Annotated in this window: 14 protein-coding genes; 7 read left to right on the top strand and 7 right to left on the bottom strand. The window is 47.4% G+C overall.

Features of this window, described 5'->3' with window-relative positions; translation table 11 throughout:
- Window positions 1-12 precede the first annotated feature (12 nt).
- Window positions 13-933, bottom strand: coding sequence for an ROK family protein (locus tag GJR95_RS07030; RefSeq protein ID WP_162385200.1), 921 nt, complete (start codon window positions 931-933; stop codon window positions 13-15).
- A 258-nt stretch (window positions 934-1,191) separates the two neighbouring features.
- On the opposite strand from GJR95_RS07030, the gene GJR95_RS07025 reads away from it, so the two are divergent.
- The 4 genes from GJR95_RS07025 to GJR95_RS07010 all read left to right on the top strand — a co-directional run bounded on the left by GJR95_RS07025 (window position 1,192) and on the right by GJR95_RS07010 (window position 4,219).
- Complete coding sequence (locus GJR95_RS07025) at window positions 1,192-1,659, top strand: redoxin domain-containing protein (RefSeq protein ID WP_162385199.1); 468 nt, start codon at window positions 1,192-1,194, stop codon at window positions 1,657-1,659.
- A gap of 82 nt (window positions 1,660-1,741) precedes the next feature.
- Window positions 1,742-2,512, top strand: coding sequence for a class I SAM-dependent methyltransferase (locus tag GJR95_RS07020; RefSeq protein WP_162385198.1), 771 nt, complete (start codon window positions 1,742-1,744; stop codon window positions 2,510-2,512).
- A 225-nt stretch (window positions 2,513-2,737) separates the two neighbouring features.
- Window positions 2,738-3,331 carry a TetR/AcrR family transcriptional regulator gene (locus tag GJR95_RS07015; protein ID WP_162385197.1) on the top strand — a complete coding sequence of 198 codons (594 nt, stop codon included), beginning with the start codon at window positions 2,738-2,740 and terminating at the stop codon, window positions 3,329-3,331.
- Window positions 3,332-3,358: 27 nt separating this feature from the next.
- A complete protein-coding gene (locus GJR95_RS07010) occupies window positions 3,359-4,219 on the top strand; it encodes an SDR family oxidoreductase (protein WP_162385196.1) in 861 nt (286 codons plus the stop codon).
- A gap of 131 nt (window positions 4,220-4,350) precedes the next feature.
- Here the strand turns inward: GJR95_RS07010 and GJR95_RS07005 are convergent, their stop codons facing one another.
- The 4 genes from GJR95_RS07005 to GJR95_RS06990 form a co-directional block, all read right to left on the bottom strand.
- A complete protein-coding gene (locus tag GJR95_RS07005) occupies window positions 4,351-6,783 on the bottom strand; it encodes a TonB-dependent receptor (protein ID WP_162385195.1) in 2,433 nt (810 codons plus the stop codon).
- Between the two features lie 209 nt (window positions 6,784-6,992).
- Window positions 6,993-7,862: a YitT family protein gene (locus GJR95_RS07000; protein ID WP_162385194.1), complete on the bottom strand. Its 870-nt coding sequence runs from the start codon at window positions 7,860-7,862 to the stop codon at window positions 6,993-6,995.
- Window positions 7,863-7,969: 107 nt separating this feature from the next.
- The gene (gene cysK, locus GJR95_RS06995) at window positions 7,970-8,878 is read right to left on the bottom strand and encodes a cysteine synthase A (RefSeq protein WP_162385193.1); all 909 of its coding nucleotides are present in this window, start codon (window positions 8,876-8,878) and stop codon (window positions 7,970-7,972) included.
- A gap of 125 nt (window positions 8,879-9,003) precedes the next feature.
- Window positions 9,004-9,849, bottom strand: coding sequence for a serine O-acetyltransferase (locus GJR95_RS06990; protein WP_162385192.1), 846 nt, complete (start codon window positions 9,847-9,849; stop codon window positions 9,004-9,006).
- 242 nt (window positions 9,850-10,091) lie between these two features.
- Here GJR95_RS06990 and GJR95_RS06985 point away from each other — a divergent pair, with 242 nt between their 5' ends.
- The gene (locus GJR95_RS06985; RefSeq protein ID WP_174260193.1) at window positions 10,092-11,357 is read left to right on the top strand and encodes a PQQ-dependent sugar dehydrogenase; all 1,266 of its coding nucleotides are present in this window, start codon (window positions 10,092-10,094) and stop codon (window positions 11,355-11,357) included.
- 201 nt (window positions 11,358-11,558) lie between these two features.
- A complete protein-coding gene (locus GJR95_RS06980; protein ID WP_162385190.1) occupies window positions 11,559-12,548 on the top strand; it encodes a helix-hairpin-helix domain-containing protein in 990 nt (329 codons plus the stop codon).
- A 58-nt stretch (window positions 12,549-12,606) separates the two neighbouring features.
- Here the strand turns inward: GJR95_RS06980 and GJR95_RS06975 are convergent, their stop codons facing one another.
- Entirely contained in the window at window positions 12,607-13,407 is an 801-nt protein-coding gene (locus GJR95_RS06975) for an LOG family protein (RefSeq protein WP_162385189.1), read from the bottom strand.
- A gap of 266 nt (window positions 13,408-13,673) precedes the next feature.
- Here GJR95_RS06975 and rpiB point away from each other — a divergent pair, with 266 nt between their 5' ends.
- The gene (gene rpiB / locus GJR95_RS06970; RefSeq protein WP_162385188.1) at window positions 13,674-14,108 is read left to right on the top strand and encodes a ribose 5-phosphate isomerase B; all 435 of its coding nucleotides are present in this window, start codon (window positions 13,674-13,676) and stop codon (window positions 14,106-14,108) included.
- A gap of 119 nt (window positions 14,109-14,227) precedes the next feature.
- Here the strand turns inward: rpiB and GJR95_RS06965 are convergent, their stop codons facing one another.
- Entirely contained in the window at window positions 14,228-15,442 is a 1,215-nt protein-coding gene (locus GJR95_RS06965; protein WP_162385187.1) for a pyridoxal phosphate-dependent aminotransferase, read from the bottom strand.
- Between the last annotated feature and the right edge of the window lie 22 nt (window positions 15,443-15,464).

The raw sequence follows: 15,464 nt of genomic DNA, 5'->3' as shown, positions 1-15,464 counted from the left end.
TCTGCTTCTGGCTTACAGGAGTGCTGCTCCAAAAACGCCAGCACTATCCCCTAATTTGGGTTTTAGAAATCGTGTGTTCAATTCACCCGAGTTGAATACATATTTTTTTGCCCGTTCCACGCCTTCGGTGTATAGCAGGTCGACGTTGCCGACGCCCCCGCCCAGAACAATGGCATCGGGGTCCAGGATGTTGACAATAACGGAAACCGCCCGACCAAAATACTCCAGTAATCGGTTCACAGTCTGGCTGGCAAACAGATCATTCCCGTCCGTGTAACGCTCCATGATTTCTTTCATGGTACGTTCCTCTCCGCTGATTTGCTGGTAATATCGTTGGAGTGCCGGTCCCGAAATGACCTGTTCGTTACAGCCCCGCTTGCCGCAATAACAAGGATAGCCATTCTCCTCCAGTATGTTATGGCCCCATTCGCCACCGATGCCCTGTAGACCGTTCAGGACGAATGGTACACCGTCGCGCCCCTGAACTACCACCCCTCCGCCAACTCCTGTGCCCATAATGACGCCGAATACCGACTGGAAGTTGGGTACAACCTCCGGAACGATTCCCATTGTGGCTTCGGCCAGCGCAAAGCAATTGGCATCATTGGCCACCTCTACCGGAACACCGAGAATCCGGGTCAGATCCTGCTTCATCGGGCGGCCATTCAGTACGGTTGTGTTGCAGTTTTTCATTGTTTTCCGGGCCGGGTCGAAGGTGCCGGGTGTTCCGAAACCAATGCGCTCTGGTTTTAAGCCTGTTTCGGCTTTGAGCATATCGATGAGCCGAACAATCTGAGCCATGATATGATCATAGCCTTTGTGCGCTTCAGTGTCGATTCGTTTGCGAATAATGACGGCGTCGGGTGAGGGGGCGCTTAAAATAACACCTTCGATTTTGGTGCCGCCCAGGTCAATGCCCCAGTAGTTCTGCATTTAGAAAGTAAGATTTCTGATTTACGTACGAGCGTATATGTAAGCAATAGTGTTTGAGTAACCGTTTATACTCTTTTCTGACTGATCGGAGCGGAGTAAAAACGGCCTAAAATGAACTTCCATCCGAAGGTTCTGGAAGAAGCCCGAGTCATATAACACAAAATAGTGCTTGTTTTCCCTTCGCTTTTTCGGAATTTCGCCCCCCAAACGGATTTGACATCAAATCAACAATCATAAATTCAAAATCAAAAATCTATTATGCCAATCCCCGGCCAAAAAGCTCCAGATTTCACACTTTTCAACAGCGAAAGGAAAGAAGTTTCACTCTCAGGTTTTCAAGGTAAGAATGTAGTCGTACTCTTTTTCCCGATGGCGTTTACCAGCGTATGCACAGCTGAACTGTGCGAAATGCGCGATAACATTGCCACTTATTCAAATCTGGACGCCGAAATTTTAGCCATTTCGGTCGATTCACCATTCACACTGGCTAAGTTTAAAGAAGATCAGAAGTTTCCATTTAATCTGTTATCGGATTTTAACAAAGAAGTTTCCAAAGCATATAACACCTACTACGAAACGTTCGTCATGAATTTGAAGGGCGTTAGTAAGCGTTCTGCGTTTGTCGTCGACAAGGACGGGGTTATTCAATATGCCGAAGTTCTCGAAAGTGCGGGCGATATCCCTGATTTTCTGGCCGTTCGACAAACACTCTCCTTACTTAACTAATCAGATAAATGATGACACCTGAATGATCAAGAATGAACAAACATTGATCATTCTTGATCATTCAGGTGTCATTCGTTAAAAAATGGCCTGGTATCATACTTTTTTCCACGGATTACCACAGGAAGCCTGGAAAGCGGCTCAAACCGAAGAACAGACTCAACTGGATCTTGAATTGCTCGTTGAAACACTGGAGTTCGGTCCGGATGATCGAGTACTCGACATTTTTTGTGGCTATGGTCGCCATGCTTTGCCGTTGGCCCGGATGGGTGCCCGCGTCATGGGGGTAGACATATCGGAAGAATACATCAAGGAGATCAAATTGGCCGCTAAGCGTGAAAAATTGTCGCTGGAAGCAGTGCAAGCTGATTTTCTGGCTATGCCGGTTGCTGATCTGGCGCACAGTGGCCCATTTGATGCAGCCTATTGTTTAGGGAATAGTTTTAGCTTTTTCCCCCGGCCCGATATGCTGGCTTTCCTGACCCGAATAGCGGGTTTATTGAAACCCGGTGGCCGATTTCTCGCCCATTCAGAAATGATCGCTGAATCGGTCCTTCCCGATTATCAGGAACGGAACTGGCAACCTGTTGGCGAAGCAGAAGAACAGCCAATCCTGTTTCTGGTCGAGAATCAGTATGATCCGCTCGAAAGCCGTATCGATTCGCACCTTACTTATGTGCGTGGTGGCGAAGTGCAGACGCGAACCGCGCACCATTTTGTGTACACATTGGCGGAGCTGACTCGTCTCTTTCTTGAGGCCGGATTTACCGTTATTGCCTGTTACGGTACGGTTGAGGGCGATCCTTACGCGCTCGGTGATGCAGGTGTTTGGCTAGTGGCCGAACGAGGGCTATAGTTGACTATCAGCTTGTTGTAGCAATAGGTTATCATCGTAAAGAGACCGGTTTCAGTAAATTGCCGCCCAAATCCTATCTTTTTAAAGTTACCAAAGAGAATATTTGATTTTTTTTAGAAATTTTACATTAATCTTAGATTATGCGATCATAAATCCGTAGTTTTCAGCCAATTTACCACCGTTAACTAAGCCAACTTACCACCGTTAAATAAAGGCTGATCATCTATGGAAGTCATTGAACGTAAGCCACGGTCCCGCGAAAATACCCGCTCAGGGATATTAGGGACTGCCAAAGCCATCGCCCGCCGGGAAGGCTGGCAAGCTGTCTCGATTCGTAAAATCGCTGACGCAATTGAATATAGTGCTCCTATCGTTTATGAATACTTCGACAGCAAGGACGTGTTGCTGAATGAAATCAGAAACGAAGGGTTTCGATTCCTGCATCAGGAATATGAACGCATCTTAAAGCTATACCGTGATCCGGAAAAGCGACTTTATGAGATATCGCTCATTCAGTGGGACTTTGCCCGGCAACAGCCTGAAATTTATCAGGTAATGTATAATCTGAACGGAGCTTACTGCACGCTCCCCGTTTGTGAGTCGGATGCCATGCAGGATGTCAGCACTATCGTTAGCGAAATCATTTTTTCTTTCATCCCCAAAGCAAAAGAAAGTATTCAGCGACTCTACTTCGAATGGTGGTCTGTTTCGCACGGCATGATTATGTTAGCCATGTTGCTGAAAGACCAGCAGCCACTCGATAAGTCGGAGCAGGTCTATCGTGATGCCATGCGCCGGTTTGTACGCGGGCTTCGCTAAGAACTGGCATTCCAAGCCGGCTACACTATGCATGTTGCCATCATTGGTGGAACGGGGATGCTCGGCCAACCTGTTACCCGCGAATTAATTGACGCCGGTTTTTCAGTTCGACTCATTGCTCGTAATGTCGTTGCGACACAGCAGCGATTTCCTGGTGTCGATGTTGTTGCCGGTGATTTACGGAGTATCGATAGCCTTGCCAATGCACTACGTGGAATAGATACGGTTTATCTAAACCTATCCATCAAACAGCACGAGAAACAGGCCGATTTTCATACCGAAGCAGAGGGATTAGCTAATTTGATCGAAGCAGCTAAACACGTAGGTATTCGTCGAATAGCTTATCTGTCATCAATTATCATGCGCTACCAGGGCATGAACGGCTTTCGCTGGTGGGTATTTGGTGTAAAGCAGAAGGCAGTTCGGCTAATTAAAGACTCAGGTATTCCCTACAGTATTTTTTATCCATCCTGTTTCATGGATTCAATCAACGGTACGCAACGGGTTAATCGTTTCGTAGTGCTGGTGGGTCGGTCTGCTATGAAACCCTGGTACATAGCGGCCCATGACTACGGGAAACAGGTCGTTCGTGCCCTGCAAATTGTAGCCGCTGATCAGAATCAGGAGTACGATATTCAGGGGCCAGAAGCCATTACGCAACACGAAGCGGCTGAACGTTTTGTCAATGCCTATCGCAAAGAAAAGCTGGCTATTGTAACAACTCCACCTGTTCTGATGAAGGTTGGTCGGCTTTTTTCTGCGCAGGCTGATTATGGCTGGCATATTACCGGGGCTCTCAACAACTACCCAGAAACATTTAGCTCCGAACGAACCTGGGCCGACCTGGGCAAGCCGCAGACAACAATGGAACAGTTTGCGACACGGTAATTCGCCTGACGGATAAAACCATTTCTGGTAACGGATTGCTTCTATAAAAAACTTCCCGAAAGTTTAAAACTTCCGGGAAGCACGTTCAGGTAGTTGTTAGGTAATGTTCAAAGGCTGCGTAATCTATTGTCTTATGCACCACCGGCCCGGCGTTTTTCATCTTCAGCACCACCTGTCCGTCGGCGTGATGGAGTCAGTGTGTCATTTCCGAAACGATAGGTGAGTGAGGCCGTGGCCACCCGTGTATCCTGCCGCTGGTTAAATTGTTCCCTATAGTTTGCATACTCAGATGTAGCGTGAAATGGACTGGTATAGAAAATGTCTGTCATGTTCAGTTTCAGGGTTCCTTTCTTATTCCACATGCTTTTCTGAAGGCCAATATTTAGCTGCCCCAGCGGTTGAATATCCAGAAATCCGTATAATTGATGCGACTGATAATTCCCGGTCAGGTCGGCGGTCCAGCCGTGCCCGAGTGTAAAGGTGTTTGTACAGTTGATCGTGTAAGCTGGCAAACCTGCGTTCAGCGATGTCCCGGCCAGTTCACCGATAAACCGCTGATAATAAGCCACCAGGTTATTATCCATCGACCACCAGCTTGTCGGTTGAACCGGAATCGTCATGGTCAGGCCATAGTAGTCTGAGCGGGTCAGGTTCTGAAAGGTAGACACGGCCTGCCGATTGCCTTCAGGGGCGGGTTGAACAACGCTGATGATAGGTTGATCAGTCCGGCTATAGCTGATTGATGTGATAAATTTCTGCTTAAAGGTGTGCGTTAGCTCAACGTTGTAACTCAACTGCGGAAACAGCGATGGATTCCCGGAGAAGTAGGTCGTTGCATCGATGTAGGCGCGAAACGGGTTAAGCTGGTTATAGGTCGGGCGATCGATCCGACGGCTTAACGATACGCTTAGATCATGCGTTTTCGACAAAGACTGCTTGAGAAATACGCTGGGAAATAACTGAAAATAGTTTCGCTTAAAGTCGTTGTTGCCAATAACCTGAACGCCTTTGGCAATGGTCTGCTCCCCCCGCAAACCCGCCTGTACCGATAGCTTTTTGATTGTCTTATTGATCGTAATATAAGCTGCGGTGATGTTTTCGTTGTAGCGGAAATGATTGGTTTTCCCGGTATCGATTATAGCCTGCCCTTCAATCAGGTTTGTAAACAGCACATCGTTGTCCGAATTAACCCAACTGGTTTTAATGCCTCCCTCCAGCCGTGCCTGATTGGGCAGCGAGTGGACGTAGTCGGCTTTAAAAGACGTAATATTCAAACCGCCGTTCAGATCACCGGCTAATACAGTCGGAGCAATGACCGGCACGATATAAGTGGTAGCCAGATTTTGTAATCGGTGGGTTTCATAATGAGCAAAATCAATGTCAGCCGTCAATTCCCGTTTTCCTGTCGAGTCAAAGCTGTGTTTTAGGTTCAGGTTTGTGGCTACATTCGGCATGCGCAGCCCACGATTGTTTGCCGACTGATAACTGGATTGCAGTTGTCCCTCGGCCCCGAATGTTTTCGTAACATTCGGAATGCTGGCTTTGGCATCCATGTCCATCCCATTGACGACCACACCCAGCAGAGTTCGCTTCGACAGGGTATAATCCAGGCCAGCCCGATAGGTATTGGTGATGTAACGTGTCTTGCCCGCATTGTCCTGATCGCTGCTGCCAGTAAACAGATTATTCTGGTAAAAGTCCCGATGCAGCGTCAGTTGCGTGAAAACATTGCGAACATTATAATTATAGCTCCCGAAGATGTTTAATTTTTTGTGTCGGTGATTAAGCGTTAGGCCACTCGCCAGCTTACCATAGCGGCCATACCCATAGCTGGCAGTCACACTACCGTTGGTGCCCTGGCGACCATCTTTTTTCAGTTTGATCGCAATGATACCGGCGCTGCCAGCTGCGTCGTATTTGGCAGGTGGGTTGGTGATCAATTCAATCTTTTCGACAGAATTGGCCGGTAACGAGCGTAACATATCGGCTAGCTCGGCTCCAGTCATGGGCACGCGCTTGCCATCAATCAGAACCAGAACGCCCTGCTTCCCACGAAGCGCAAGGTTATCATTCTGATCGACCGTTACACCCGGAGAGCGGCTGAGAATTTCAAGCGAAGTAGCTCCCGCGCTGAGTGGACTGGCATCTACATTGACGACAATCCGGTCGTTTTCGCGTTCGAAGAGGGGCTTGCGAGCCTGAACGGTTACTTCTTTCAACTGGGTTGTACCACTGGGTTTCAGCTGAATGACAGGCAACGTTTCGTTAAACGAAGATATCGCAAAAGGACCAGTCTGTGAGCGGCTGAATCCAACCAGAGAGGCTGATACAAAATAACGACCTGCCGGAACAGCCGCGAACTGATAAGCACCGGAAGCGTTGCTGAACTCGGTCTTAACTACCGTCGAGTCAGTAGCCCGATGTAAGGCTACGGTTGCAAACTCAACTACGGCGCCTGCCGGATCGTGTACGCTACCGAGAACATTAGGACCATTCTGAGCAAGGGCAATATATCCGCCAAAAATAAGAAAGAATAAAAAGTACGTACGTAGAAAGAACTGCATACTGTATGTCGTTTAGGCTGTCCAGAGAACCGATTTCAAGGGAAAGAGTCAGAAATCAGTTCGTGGCGCGGGATTTCTCCACGAGCGGGCAAAAACGAGTATCAGCGGATAAAGCTACGGTAAGTTAACCTGGCCACAGGGGAAGATTGCTGGCCAGGTTAATCAGTATGGAAGGTAGAAAACGAAAGTCTACTGGAGAAAAGAAGCGGTCAATGCAACGGAAGGCTCTTCACTTTTCCACCAGCCACATCATCGACCGTGTGTTGAATGATAAACGCCCTGGGGTCGGTCGAGATGATCATACTGCGTAGCCTGTTCAATTCCAGTCGGGTGAGCACAACGTACAGGACAGACTCGATATCGTGGTGACTACCGTGTTTTCCGTAGCCTTCCTGACCTTTGAGCACAGTGACGCCCCAGCCCCGATCGATGATCTGATTCCGGATTTGCTCGTGATGCCTGGAAATAATCAAAACAGCCGTGTATTCTTCAATACCGTGGATAATGAAGTCTACTGTTTTTGAGGCCGCGAAATACGTGATCATGGAATAAAGTGCCGGACTGACACCCAGAAAAAAGGCCGCAGCGCTGAAAATGACCACGTTAAGCAATAAAATAACGTCACTCACTTTCAGAATAGGGCTGCTTCGGCTGATCAGGAGAGCAGCAATCTCTGTTCCATCCAGTACGGCACCCCCCCGCATAGCCAGTCCAATACCGGCCCCAATGAAGAAGCCCCCAAAAACTGAGGTTAATAATAAATCGGGGGTAACGTCGGGATAGGGAATAATAGCCAGGCTGAGCGATAGACCAGCAATACCCAGTGTGCTTTTGAACGCAAACTGCCGGCCAAACTGTCGGTAGCCTAAACCGATAAAGGGTAAATTGATAACTAAAAGCCAGATTGGAAGTGGAATGTTAAAGATAGACGACAGGAGCATTGAAATGCCTGTAACGCCCCCATCAATAAAATGGCTGGAAAGCAAAAAGCCTTTAATACCCATACCAGCACCCAGTACCCCAGCGGTAATGAAAATAGTATCTTTAATTATACGAAATGTAGCAGAGTGTTGATTCATAGAGTAACGCTGAAGGTGGTAAATAGTTAATGAATAACTCAATAACATACATAGAGTGAGCAGGCTGAATAGCAACTTCTTTCTGTTGCCAACAGATTGCTGCTTACTTAATACAACCCCTCGATTGACAAATATCGTTCACCCGTGTCGTAACAGAATGTCAAAATTCGACTTCCCGGAGTAATCTCAGGCAGTTTTTTATAAACGGCCGCCAGCGATGCCCCCGATGAAATACCAACGAAAATGGCTTCTTCCTTGGCTGCGCGCTGTGCCCAGGCGAATGCTTCATCACGGCTAACCTGAATGCTGCCGTCAATGGCATTGACATGCAGATTCTGGGGAATGAAACCTGCGCCAATACCCTGAATGGGGTGCGGACCCGGAGCACCACCACTTATGACGGGCGATGCTTCAGGTTCAACAGCATAGGCTTTCAGATTCGGGAATTTCTCTTTTAGCACTTCCGATACAGCCGTAAGGTGACCACCCGTGCCAACGCCTGTAATGAGTACGTCGAAACCTTCGGGGAAATCAGCCAGAATTTCCTGCGCGGTTGTGCGTTTATGAATGTCGATATTGGCGGGATTTTCAAATTGTTGAGGCATCCAGGCACTCGGTGTCGACTCAACTAGTTCATGGGCCCTGGCAATGGCTCCTTTCATACCCAGTTCGCGGGGAGTCAGATCAAATTCAGCGCCATAGGCGGCCATGATCTTTCGCCGTTCAATGCTCATCGATTCGGGCATGACCAGAATTAGTTTATACCCTTTTACGGCTGCAACCATCGCCAGACCTATGCCTGTGTTGCCTGATGTGGGTTCAACAATCGTGCTTCCCGTAGTCAATATGCCTTTGGCTTCGGCATCCTCAATCATAGCCAGTGCAATCCGGTCTTTTATGCTGGCACCAGGATTGGCCCGTTCGAGCTTCATCCACACTTCATAACCCGGAAAAAGTCGGTTCAGGCGAACATGGGGTGTTTGACCGATGGTCTCTAAAATTGTATTGGCTTTCATGGCTTTAGGTAATTAGGGTGAATGGGTAAATAGTCAATAAGGGTAAATGGGCGATTGAAGTAACCGTGTAATCACTGGCTCCAACTACCTATTTACCCTTATTACTTAATTACCCGATAACTAAATCAGATGACAAAATTGATCGGCTCGGCATCCTCAAGTGATTTAAGCCGAACGTCAGTCTGGTGTTGATTGTAAACCAAGGAATAAGGCTCTACACTGCTGGTCAGCCAAACGTTGCCGCCAATTACTGAATCGTGGCCGACAACAGTACGACCACCCAGAATGGTAGCGTTGGCATAGATAACAACGTTATTTTCAATAGTCGGGTGACGTTTTTTCTGAGCCATTGATTTGGCGACGTGTGTTGCACCCAGCGTTACACCCTGATAAACCTTAACATTGGTGCCAATGATGGTGGTTTCGCCAATAACGACCCCCGTACCGTGATCAATGAAAAATGACCGCCCAATTTGCGCACCCGGATGAATATCGATACCCGTGTGACCATGTGCATACTCGGTCAGCATTCGGGGAAGGAGCGGTACGTTCAGACGAAGTAGCTCATGAGCAATGCGATAGACCGAAATAGCGTAAAAACCCGGATAGACCGCAACAACTTCTTCAATTCCAATAGCAGCCGGATCATTGTCGACAATAGCGTGCGCATCCAGAAGCAGATTGTCATAAATGGCCGGTAATTGCTCAAAAAACAGATCGGTAATAACCGCCGGGCTATCTGGTAGCGTAGACGCTAACGGCTGAAGCAGGTGAATAAATTGCTGATGAATTTTTTGATAAGTTTCCTCAACGTGCTGAGAGGCCGACTGGCAATCCTGCGTTACCGGAAATAGAAGCCGCATGAGCTGGTCAATAAACCGTCCGGCATCTGGCCGGGAGGGAAGTTTATAGCGGTATTGAGTCCGCTGAGCCTGCAGGTGGTCAAGGAATGAAGAGTTAGCGACAATCATAATAGTCAATGCAAAAATCGATACAAGTCAGTTCGCTATAAAAGAGCTAAAAAAAGTAGAATAGTTGCCCCGTATTGAGGAAATGATACACGATCAGGAAAGCTCACAGGTCGCAATTTACGTTCAAAAACGAAGGTATTTTGTTACTATGACAACAAATAACGTACCGTAAAGTTCGGCTGGCCAGTTTGGCTCTGAATTTGATCTATTAGTAGTTCATCAACACGTTGACAAGAACTGCCATGTTTGGTAAGGCTATATACGCATTACTCATTTCGCTGGTTGCTACGGCCGGTTTTTCGTGGTTTATATGGTCGCTTTGTCAGACTGACAAAAAGGCGGATATAAATTCCAATATTAAAACTATAGCCAATGTAGAAGAAGCAGGTATTGCACAGGCAGTTTTCAAATCAGATAAATCCGTCTCTCCAGTTCGGGTGATTAATGCCTACCCCAAATTGACATTCGATTCCCCGGTAGAGTATACCTACGCGAATGATGGGACTAATCGGGTATTTGTGGTTGAGCAAACAGGTCGTATCAAAGTATTTGACAACAACGCAAATTCATCGGCCGCCCAGATCTATCTTGACATTCGTAAAAACGTAGCCTACGGCGGAGAAATGGGGCTGCTGGGGCTGGCCTTTCACCCCAAATTTAATGAGAACGGGTTCTTCTTTGTCAATTACACGAAAGACAATCCCCGAGAAACGGTAGTCAGTCGGTTTAAGGCATCATCAGTTGATGCCTCAACGATTGATCCGAAATCAGAAGTTATCCTTTTCAAATTCAGACAGCCTTATTCGAACCATAACGGCGGAAAAGTGCTGTTTGGTCCTGATGGCTATCTCTACGTATCGACGGGTGATGGCGGGAGCGGAGGTGATCCAAAGAACAATGGACAGGATCGGAGTAGCTGGCTTGGGAAAATACTACGAATCGATGTAAACAGCACCGAAAAAGGAAACTACGGCATTCCGGCCGACAACCCATTTGCTAATAATAAAGAGGGCTTTCGTGAAGAGATTTTTGCGTACGGTTTACGGAATCCCTGGCGGATAAGTTTCGATGAACAGGGGCAACTATGGGCGGGTGATGTTGGCCAGAATGAAATTGAAGAGATCGATATTGTTACAAAGGGCGGAAATTACGGCTGGCGAATCAAAGAAGGGCGAGCGGATTATAATTCGGACAATAATCCATCACCGAAAAACCTGATTGAGCCCATTTGGCAATATAGCCATAGTCAGGGGAATGTGTCGATAACCGGAGGAGTCGTTTACCGTGGCTCGCAAAACCCGTCATTACGCGGAAAATATATTTATGCCGATTATGCCAGCGGGCGTGTCTGGGCGCTTAAGCCAGATGGGAATAAGGCAGGGTCGAATCAGGAAATTGTTTCCAGAGCTGGTGCTATATCGGCCTTTGGTGAAGATCAGAAGCATGAATTATACATGTGTGATCTGGGCGACGGTAAAATTCTTAAACTGGTCGAGAATCAGCAATAGGCAATTACTCTTCCAATTTCTAAATTATACGTCCTAGTAATGAATGGGGTTGATTATAAACCTATACGCCGGGCCACCGGTGCGGTTTCAAAAACCTTATAGGTTTACCTTGGCCAAGCGTTAGTGCAGTAATTTTGTAGGTTGATTGTCTTGTTTTGGTTACGTAATTTGGTGCCCTGACTACCATTCGTACCCACCGTCATGTTCAATCGTTTACAAGTACTGATCCGGGATTATTTCGGATTTTCGCATAAAGAGAGCAGGGGATTTCTGGTCCTGATTTTTCTAACGTTGCTGTGCCTATTACTTCCTTTTCTTTATCGATTCGTTGCTACCCGCAAACCTGCCGACACATCAGCTGCCGATCAGCGCAAGCTCGATAGCCTGGTGGCGCTGATGAAAACGGAGGAAGCGAAACAACCGGCCTTTAGCGACAAGTCCGATAAAGACAAAACCACCGCCGAGCGGTTCAGTGAACCTAAGCTTTTCGCTTTTGATCCCAATACGATCAGTGTGGTGGGCTGGCAGCAGTTGGGCGTGCCCCGCTGGATGGCTGAGCGAATTAAAAAATACAGAAGCAAAGGTGGCCAGTTTCGTAAAAAAGAAGATTTGCTCCGGATTTATGACTTCCCTCCTGATCTATACGAGCAACTTGAACCTTATATAACGCTGGCCAATCATTCGCAGGAGAGTTTAGTTGCTGATAATCAGGCCGGACTCGAAAAGTCCTATTCAGCGGAGAAATTCAAGCCTGGTGACCGACCTGCTTTTGCCGAAAGACCTGCCAAACCAACACTACAACCATTTGATATCAATACAGCCGATACCACTCAACTGGTTGCACTCAAGGGAATTGGCTCTAAACTGGCTGGCCGAATCGTGAAATTTCGGGATGCCCTCGGTGGTTTTTTTACAACTGATCAGTTTCGTGACATTTATGGCCTCGATTCGGTCGCACTGGCAGAGTTGCAGAAATTTGGTAAGATTCAGTCGGCACCCCGAAAGATTCCGATCAATACGGCCAGCGCTGAAGAACTGGATCGGCATCCGTTTCTGTCGCGCAGGCAGGCCGAAATTATTGTACGGTATCGCGAACAACACGGCGCCTTCACTTCCGCAGAAGCGCTCAAACCCATTCGGGTACTGGACGAGAAAACAATTGAAAAAATGGTGCCCTATCTGGAATTTTGACGGATTGAATTTTGATTGAAATCGTCTTTCGATTAATCAGTCAAAATTCAATCACGAATCAAAAATTAGGCTTTAGCAGATATTTGCTGTAAAAATCGTCAATTGCCTTCACTGCCTCCGTAGGCGTATCGACAAGACTAACCAGTTTCATGTCTTCTGGGTTAATGTTGTGTTCCTGGCCCAGCATGACATCATTGATCCAGTCGAGCAAACCACTCCAGAATGACCGGCCAACCAAAACAATGGGGAAGCGTGCAATTTTCCGGGTCTGGATAAGTGTCATGGCCTCGAACAATTCGTCGAGTGTGCCCATGCCGCCGGGCATGACAACGAAGCCCTGAGCGTATTTGACGAACATCACCTTTCTGACAAAGAAGAAATCAAAATTGATGCTCTTATCTGGATCGATGTAGATATTGCTGTGTTGTTCGAACGGGAGTTTTATATTGAGACCAACCGACTTGCCGCCTTCCTCGAAAGCTCCTTTATTACCCGCTTCCATAATACCGGGGCCGCCCCCTGTGATGACACCATAGCCATGACGAACCAGCTTTGCCGCAATTTCTTCCGTCATTTTATAGTACGGATTATCGGGCTTGGTACGGGCCGACCCAAAAATAGATACACATGGGCCAATTTTAGCGAGTTTGTCGAATCCTTCAACAAATTCGGCCATCACTTTAAAAATTACCCATGAATCGGCTACTTTGATTTCGTTCCAGTTCCGATCCTGAAATGCTTCTTTAATGCGTTGTTCGTCGGGAGTAAGGAGTAACTCGTCGCGCTTTGGTAAATCCTGGGTAATGCGTTCGGTGCTCTGTGTCTCAGAACGATGAACATTTTCTTTTGTTTCTTCCATCAATGTATAAAAAAAGGCAGTGGGCGCGAAACGTACTCACTTGGTTAATAAATCTAGTTATCCGCCCTTTTTACGGATCAAAAAAACGAGTCGGCAGCCATTCCAATCGAATTTTTTATTCGGGCGGAGTCAAATAACGAATAATTTTGCCAAAACGTTTCGTTTGCATACGGATAAATAGGTTATCGGCCTTAATAAGTGATTAAATACTTGACGATTCACCTGTTTGACCCAATATCCTATTTGTCTACTTACCCTAATTTACTATGCCTGAACGCATTGCACTCGGCGCCGACCATGCCGGATTTACTTACAAGGAAGCTATTAAAACATGGCTCGAAGATCGGAATTATACCGTAACGGATTTCGGAACGTACTCTGGAGATTCGGCTGATTACGCTGATTTCGCACACCCTGTCGCATCGGCAGTCGAAACAGGTCAGGCCGAGTGTGGCATTCTGATTTGTGGAAGTGGCCAGGGTGTAGCCATGACAGCCAATAAGCACCAGAACATACGGGCTGCTCTGGTGTGGCAACCGGCCATTGCCGAGCTAACCCGCCAGCACAATGACGCTAATGTATTGTGTCTGCCCGAACGGTTTATTTCACTGGCTGATGCCCTTCAGTCCGTACAACTTTTTTTGAACACCGAATTTGAGGGTGGCCGTCACCAGCGACGGGTTGGTAAAATTGCCTGTTAGTTGGAGACACGAGAGCTGTCTTATTTGCAGACCCCATGCCATGGTTAGCCATGATGCCCTAAAATAACCATGGCATGGGGTCTGCAAATAAGACAGCTCTCAACATACATAAGCTATTTCTATTTCCGTCGACTTTCGAGAAACGCTTCAATTCGATCCAACGCTATGGTTAGTTCATCGACCGTAGGCAGACACACGATACGGAAGTGGTTCTTATCCAGGTAATTGAAGCCAGTTCCTGCTACAACCAGCACTTTTTGCTCGGTCAGTAAATCGTAGACGAACTCTTCATCATCGGCAATGTTGAACTGGCTCAGATCAAGTCTTGGGAAAATATACAAAGCGCCCCTGGGTTTCACGCACGACACGCCCGGAATGGCGGTCATGCGGTTGTAGGCCAGCATAATCTGTTTGTAGAGCCTCCCGGCTGGAATGACTAAATCTTTAATACTCTGGTAGCCGCCAAGAGCGGTTTGGATAGCATATTGGGTCGGAACGTTGGCGCAGAGCCGCATACTGGCCAATAAGGTCAGCCCTTCGATATACGATTTGGCGCGATGCCTTGCGCCACTCATAATCATCCATCCACCCCGGAAACCGGCTGCCCGGTAGTTTTTCGATAAGCCGCCCATCGTGATGCAGAGCGTATCGTTAACCATCTTGGCAATCGGGTAATGCAGGGTTCCATCGTAGAGAATCCGGTCGTAGATTTCGTCGGAGAATACGATAAGTTTATGTCGTTCGGCGATACGGGCGATGCCTTCCAATACGGATTTAGCGTAGACAGCACCCGTTGGATTGTTAGGATTTATGACAACGATGGCCCGCGTTCTGTCCGTGATTTTACTTTCCAGATCGGCCAGATCGGGGTTCCAGTCAGCTGCTTCATCACAAACATAATGGATGGGTTTACCGCCACAGAAGGCTACTGAAGCTGTCCAGAGTGGATAATCGGGCGTTGGGATCAATACTTCGTCACCTTCATTCAACAGTGCCTGCATCGATAGCATGATCAACTCACTGACACCATTGCCGATGTAAATGTCATTAATCGTAATGCCGGGCAAGCCAATATTCTGGGTATGGTGCATAACAGCCTTGCGGGCTGCAAACAGTCCACGCGAGTCAGAATAACCCTGCGCGTTACGAATATTTAGGATGATGTCGTGAACGATTTCGTCGGGCGCATCGAAGCCGAATGTCGCCGGATTGCCAATGTTCAGGCTAATGATTTTATATCCCTGACTTTCAAGCTCGAGCGATTTTTCATAAACCGGCCCTCGAATGTCGTACTTTAAATGTGTAAGCCGATCACTTTTTAATATTTCATCCATCCTGCAAAACTACAAGGCTCGT

Source organism: Spirosoma endbachense, from assembly GCF_010233585.1.
GTDB classification, from domain to species: Bacteria; Bacteroidota; Bacteroidia; order Cytophagales; family Spirosomataceae; genus Spirosoma; species Spirosoma endbachense.
The sequence above is the reverse complement of the archived record's forward strand: the minus strand, read 5'-3'. Positions and strand labels throughout refer to the sequence as shown.

Excerpts from the sequence above, each read along its gene's own strand:
- GJR95_RS06965 (WP_162385187.1), bottom strand. The coding sequence starts at position 15,442 with ATGGATGAAATATTAAAAAGTGATCGGCTTACACATTTAAAGTACGAC.
- GJR95_RS06990 (WP_162385192.1), bottom strand. The coding sequence starts at position 9,849 with ATGATTGTCGCTAACTCTTCATTCCTTGACCACCTGCAGGCTCAGCGG.
- GJR95_RS07010 (WP_162385196.1), top strand. The coding sequence starts at position 3,359 with ATGCATGTTGCCATCATTGGTGGAACGGGGATGCTCGGCCAACCTGTT.
- GJR95_RS07000 (WP_162385194.1), bottom strand. The coding sequence starts at position 7,862 with ATGAATCAACACTCTGCTACATTTCGTATAATTAAAGATACTATTTTC.
- rpiB (WP_162385188.1), top strand. The coding sequence starts at position 13,674 with ATGCCTGAACGCATTGCACTCGGCGCCGACCATGCCGGATTTACTTAC.
- GJR95_RS07020 (WP_162385198.1), top strand. The coding sequence starts at position 1,742 with ATGGCCTGGTATCATACTTTTTTCCACGGATTACCACAGGAAGCCTGG.
- GJR95_RS07030 (WP_162385200.1), bottom strand. The coding sequence starts at position 933 with ATGCAGAACTACTGGGGCATTGACCTGGGCGGCACCAAAATCGAAGGT.
- GJR95_RS07025 (WP_162385199.1), top strand. The coding sequence starts at position 1,192 with ATGCCAATCCCCGGCCAAAAAGCTCCAGATTTCACACTTTTCAACAGC.
- GJR95_RS07005 (WP_162385195.1), bottom strand. The coding sequence starts at position 6,783 with ATGCAGTTCTTTCTACGTACGTACTTTTTATTCTTTCTTATTTTTGGC.
- GJR95_RS06985 (WP_174260193.1), top strand. The coding sequence starts at position 10,092 with ATGTTTGGTAAGGCTATATACGCATTACTCATTTCGCTGGTTGCTACG.
- GJR95_RS06980 (WP_162385190.1), top strand. The coding sequence starts at position 11,559 with ATGTTCAATCGTTTACAAGTACTGATCCGGGATTATTTCGGATTTTCG.
- cysK (WP_162385193.1), bottom strand. The coding sequence starts at position 8,878 with ATGAAAGCCAATACAATTTTAGAGACCATCGGTCAAACACCCCATGTT.
- GJR95_RS07015 (WP_162385197.1), top strand. The coding sequence starts at position 2,738 with ATGGAAGTCATTGAACGTAAGCCACGGTCCCGCGAAAATACCCGCTCA.
- GJR95_RS06975 (WP_162385189.1), bottom strand. The coding sequence starts at position 13,407 with ATGGAAGAAACAAAAGAAAATGTTCATCGTTCTGAGACACAGAGCACC.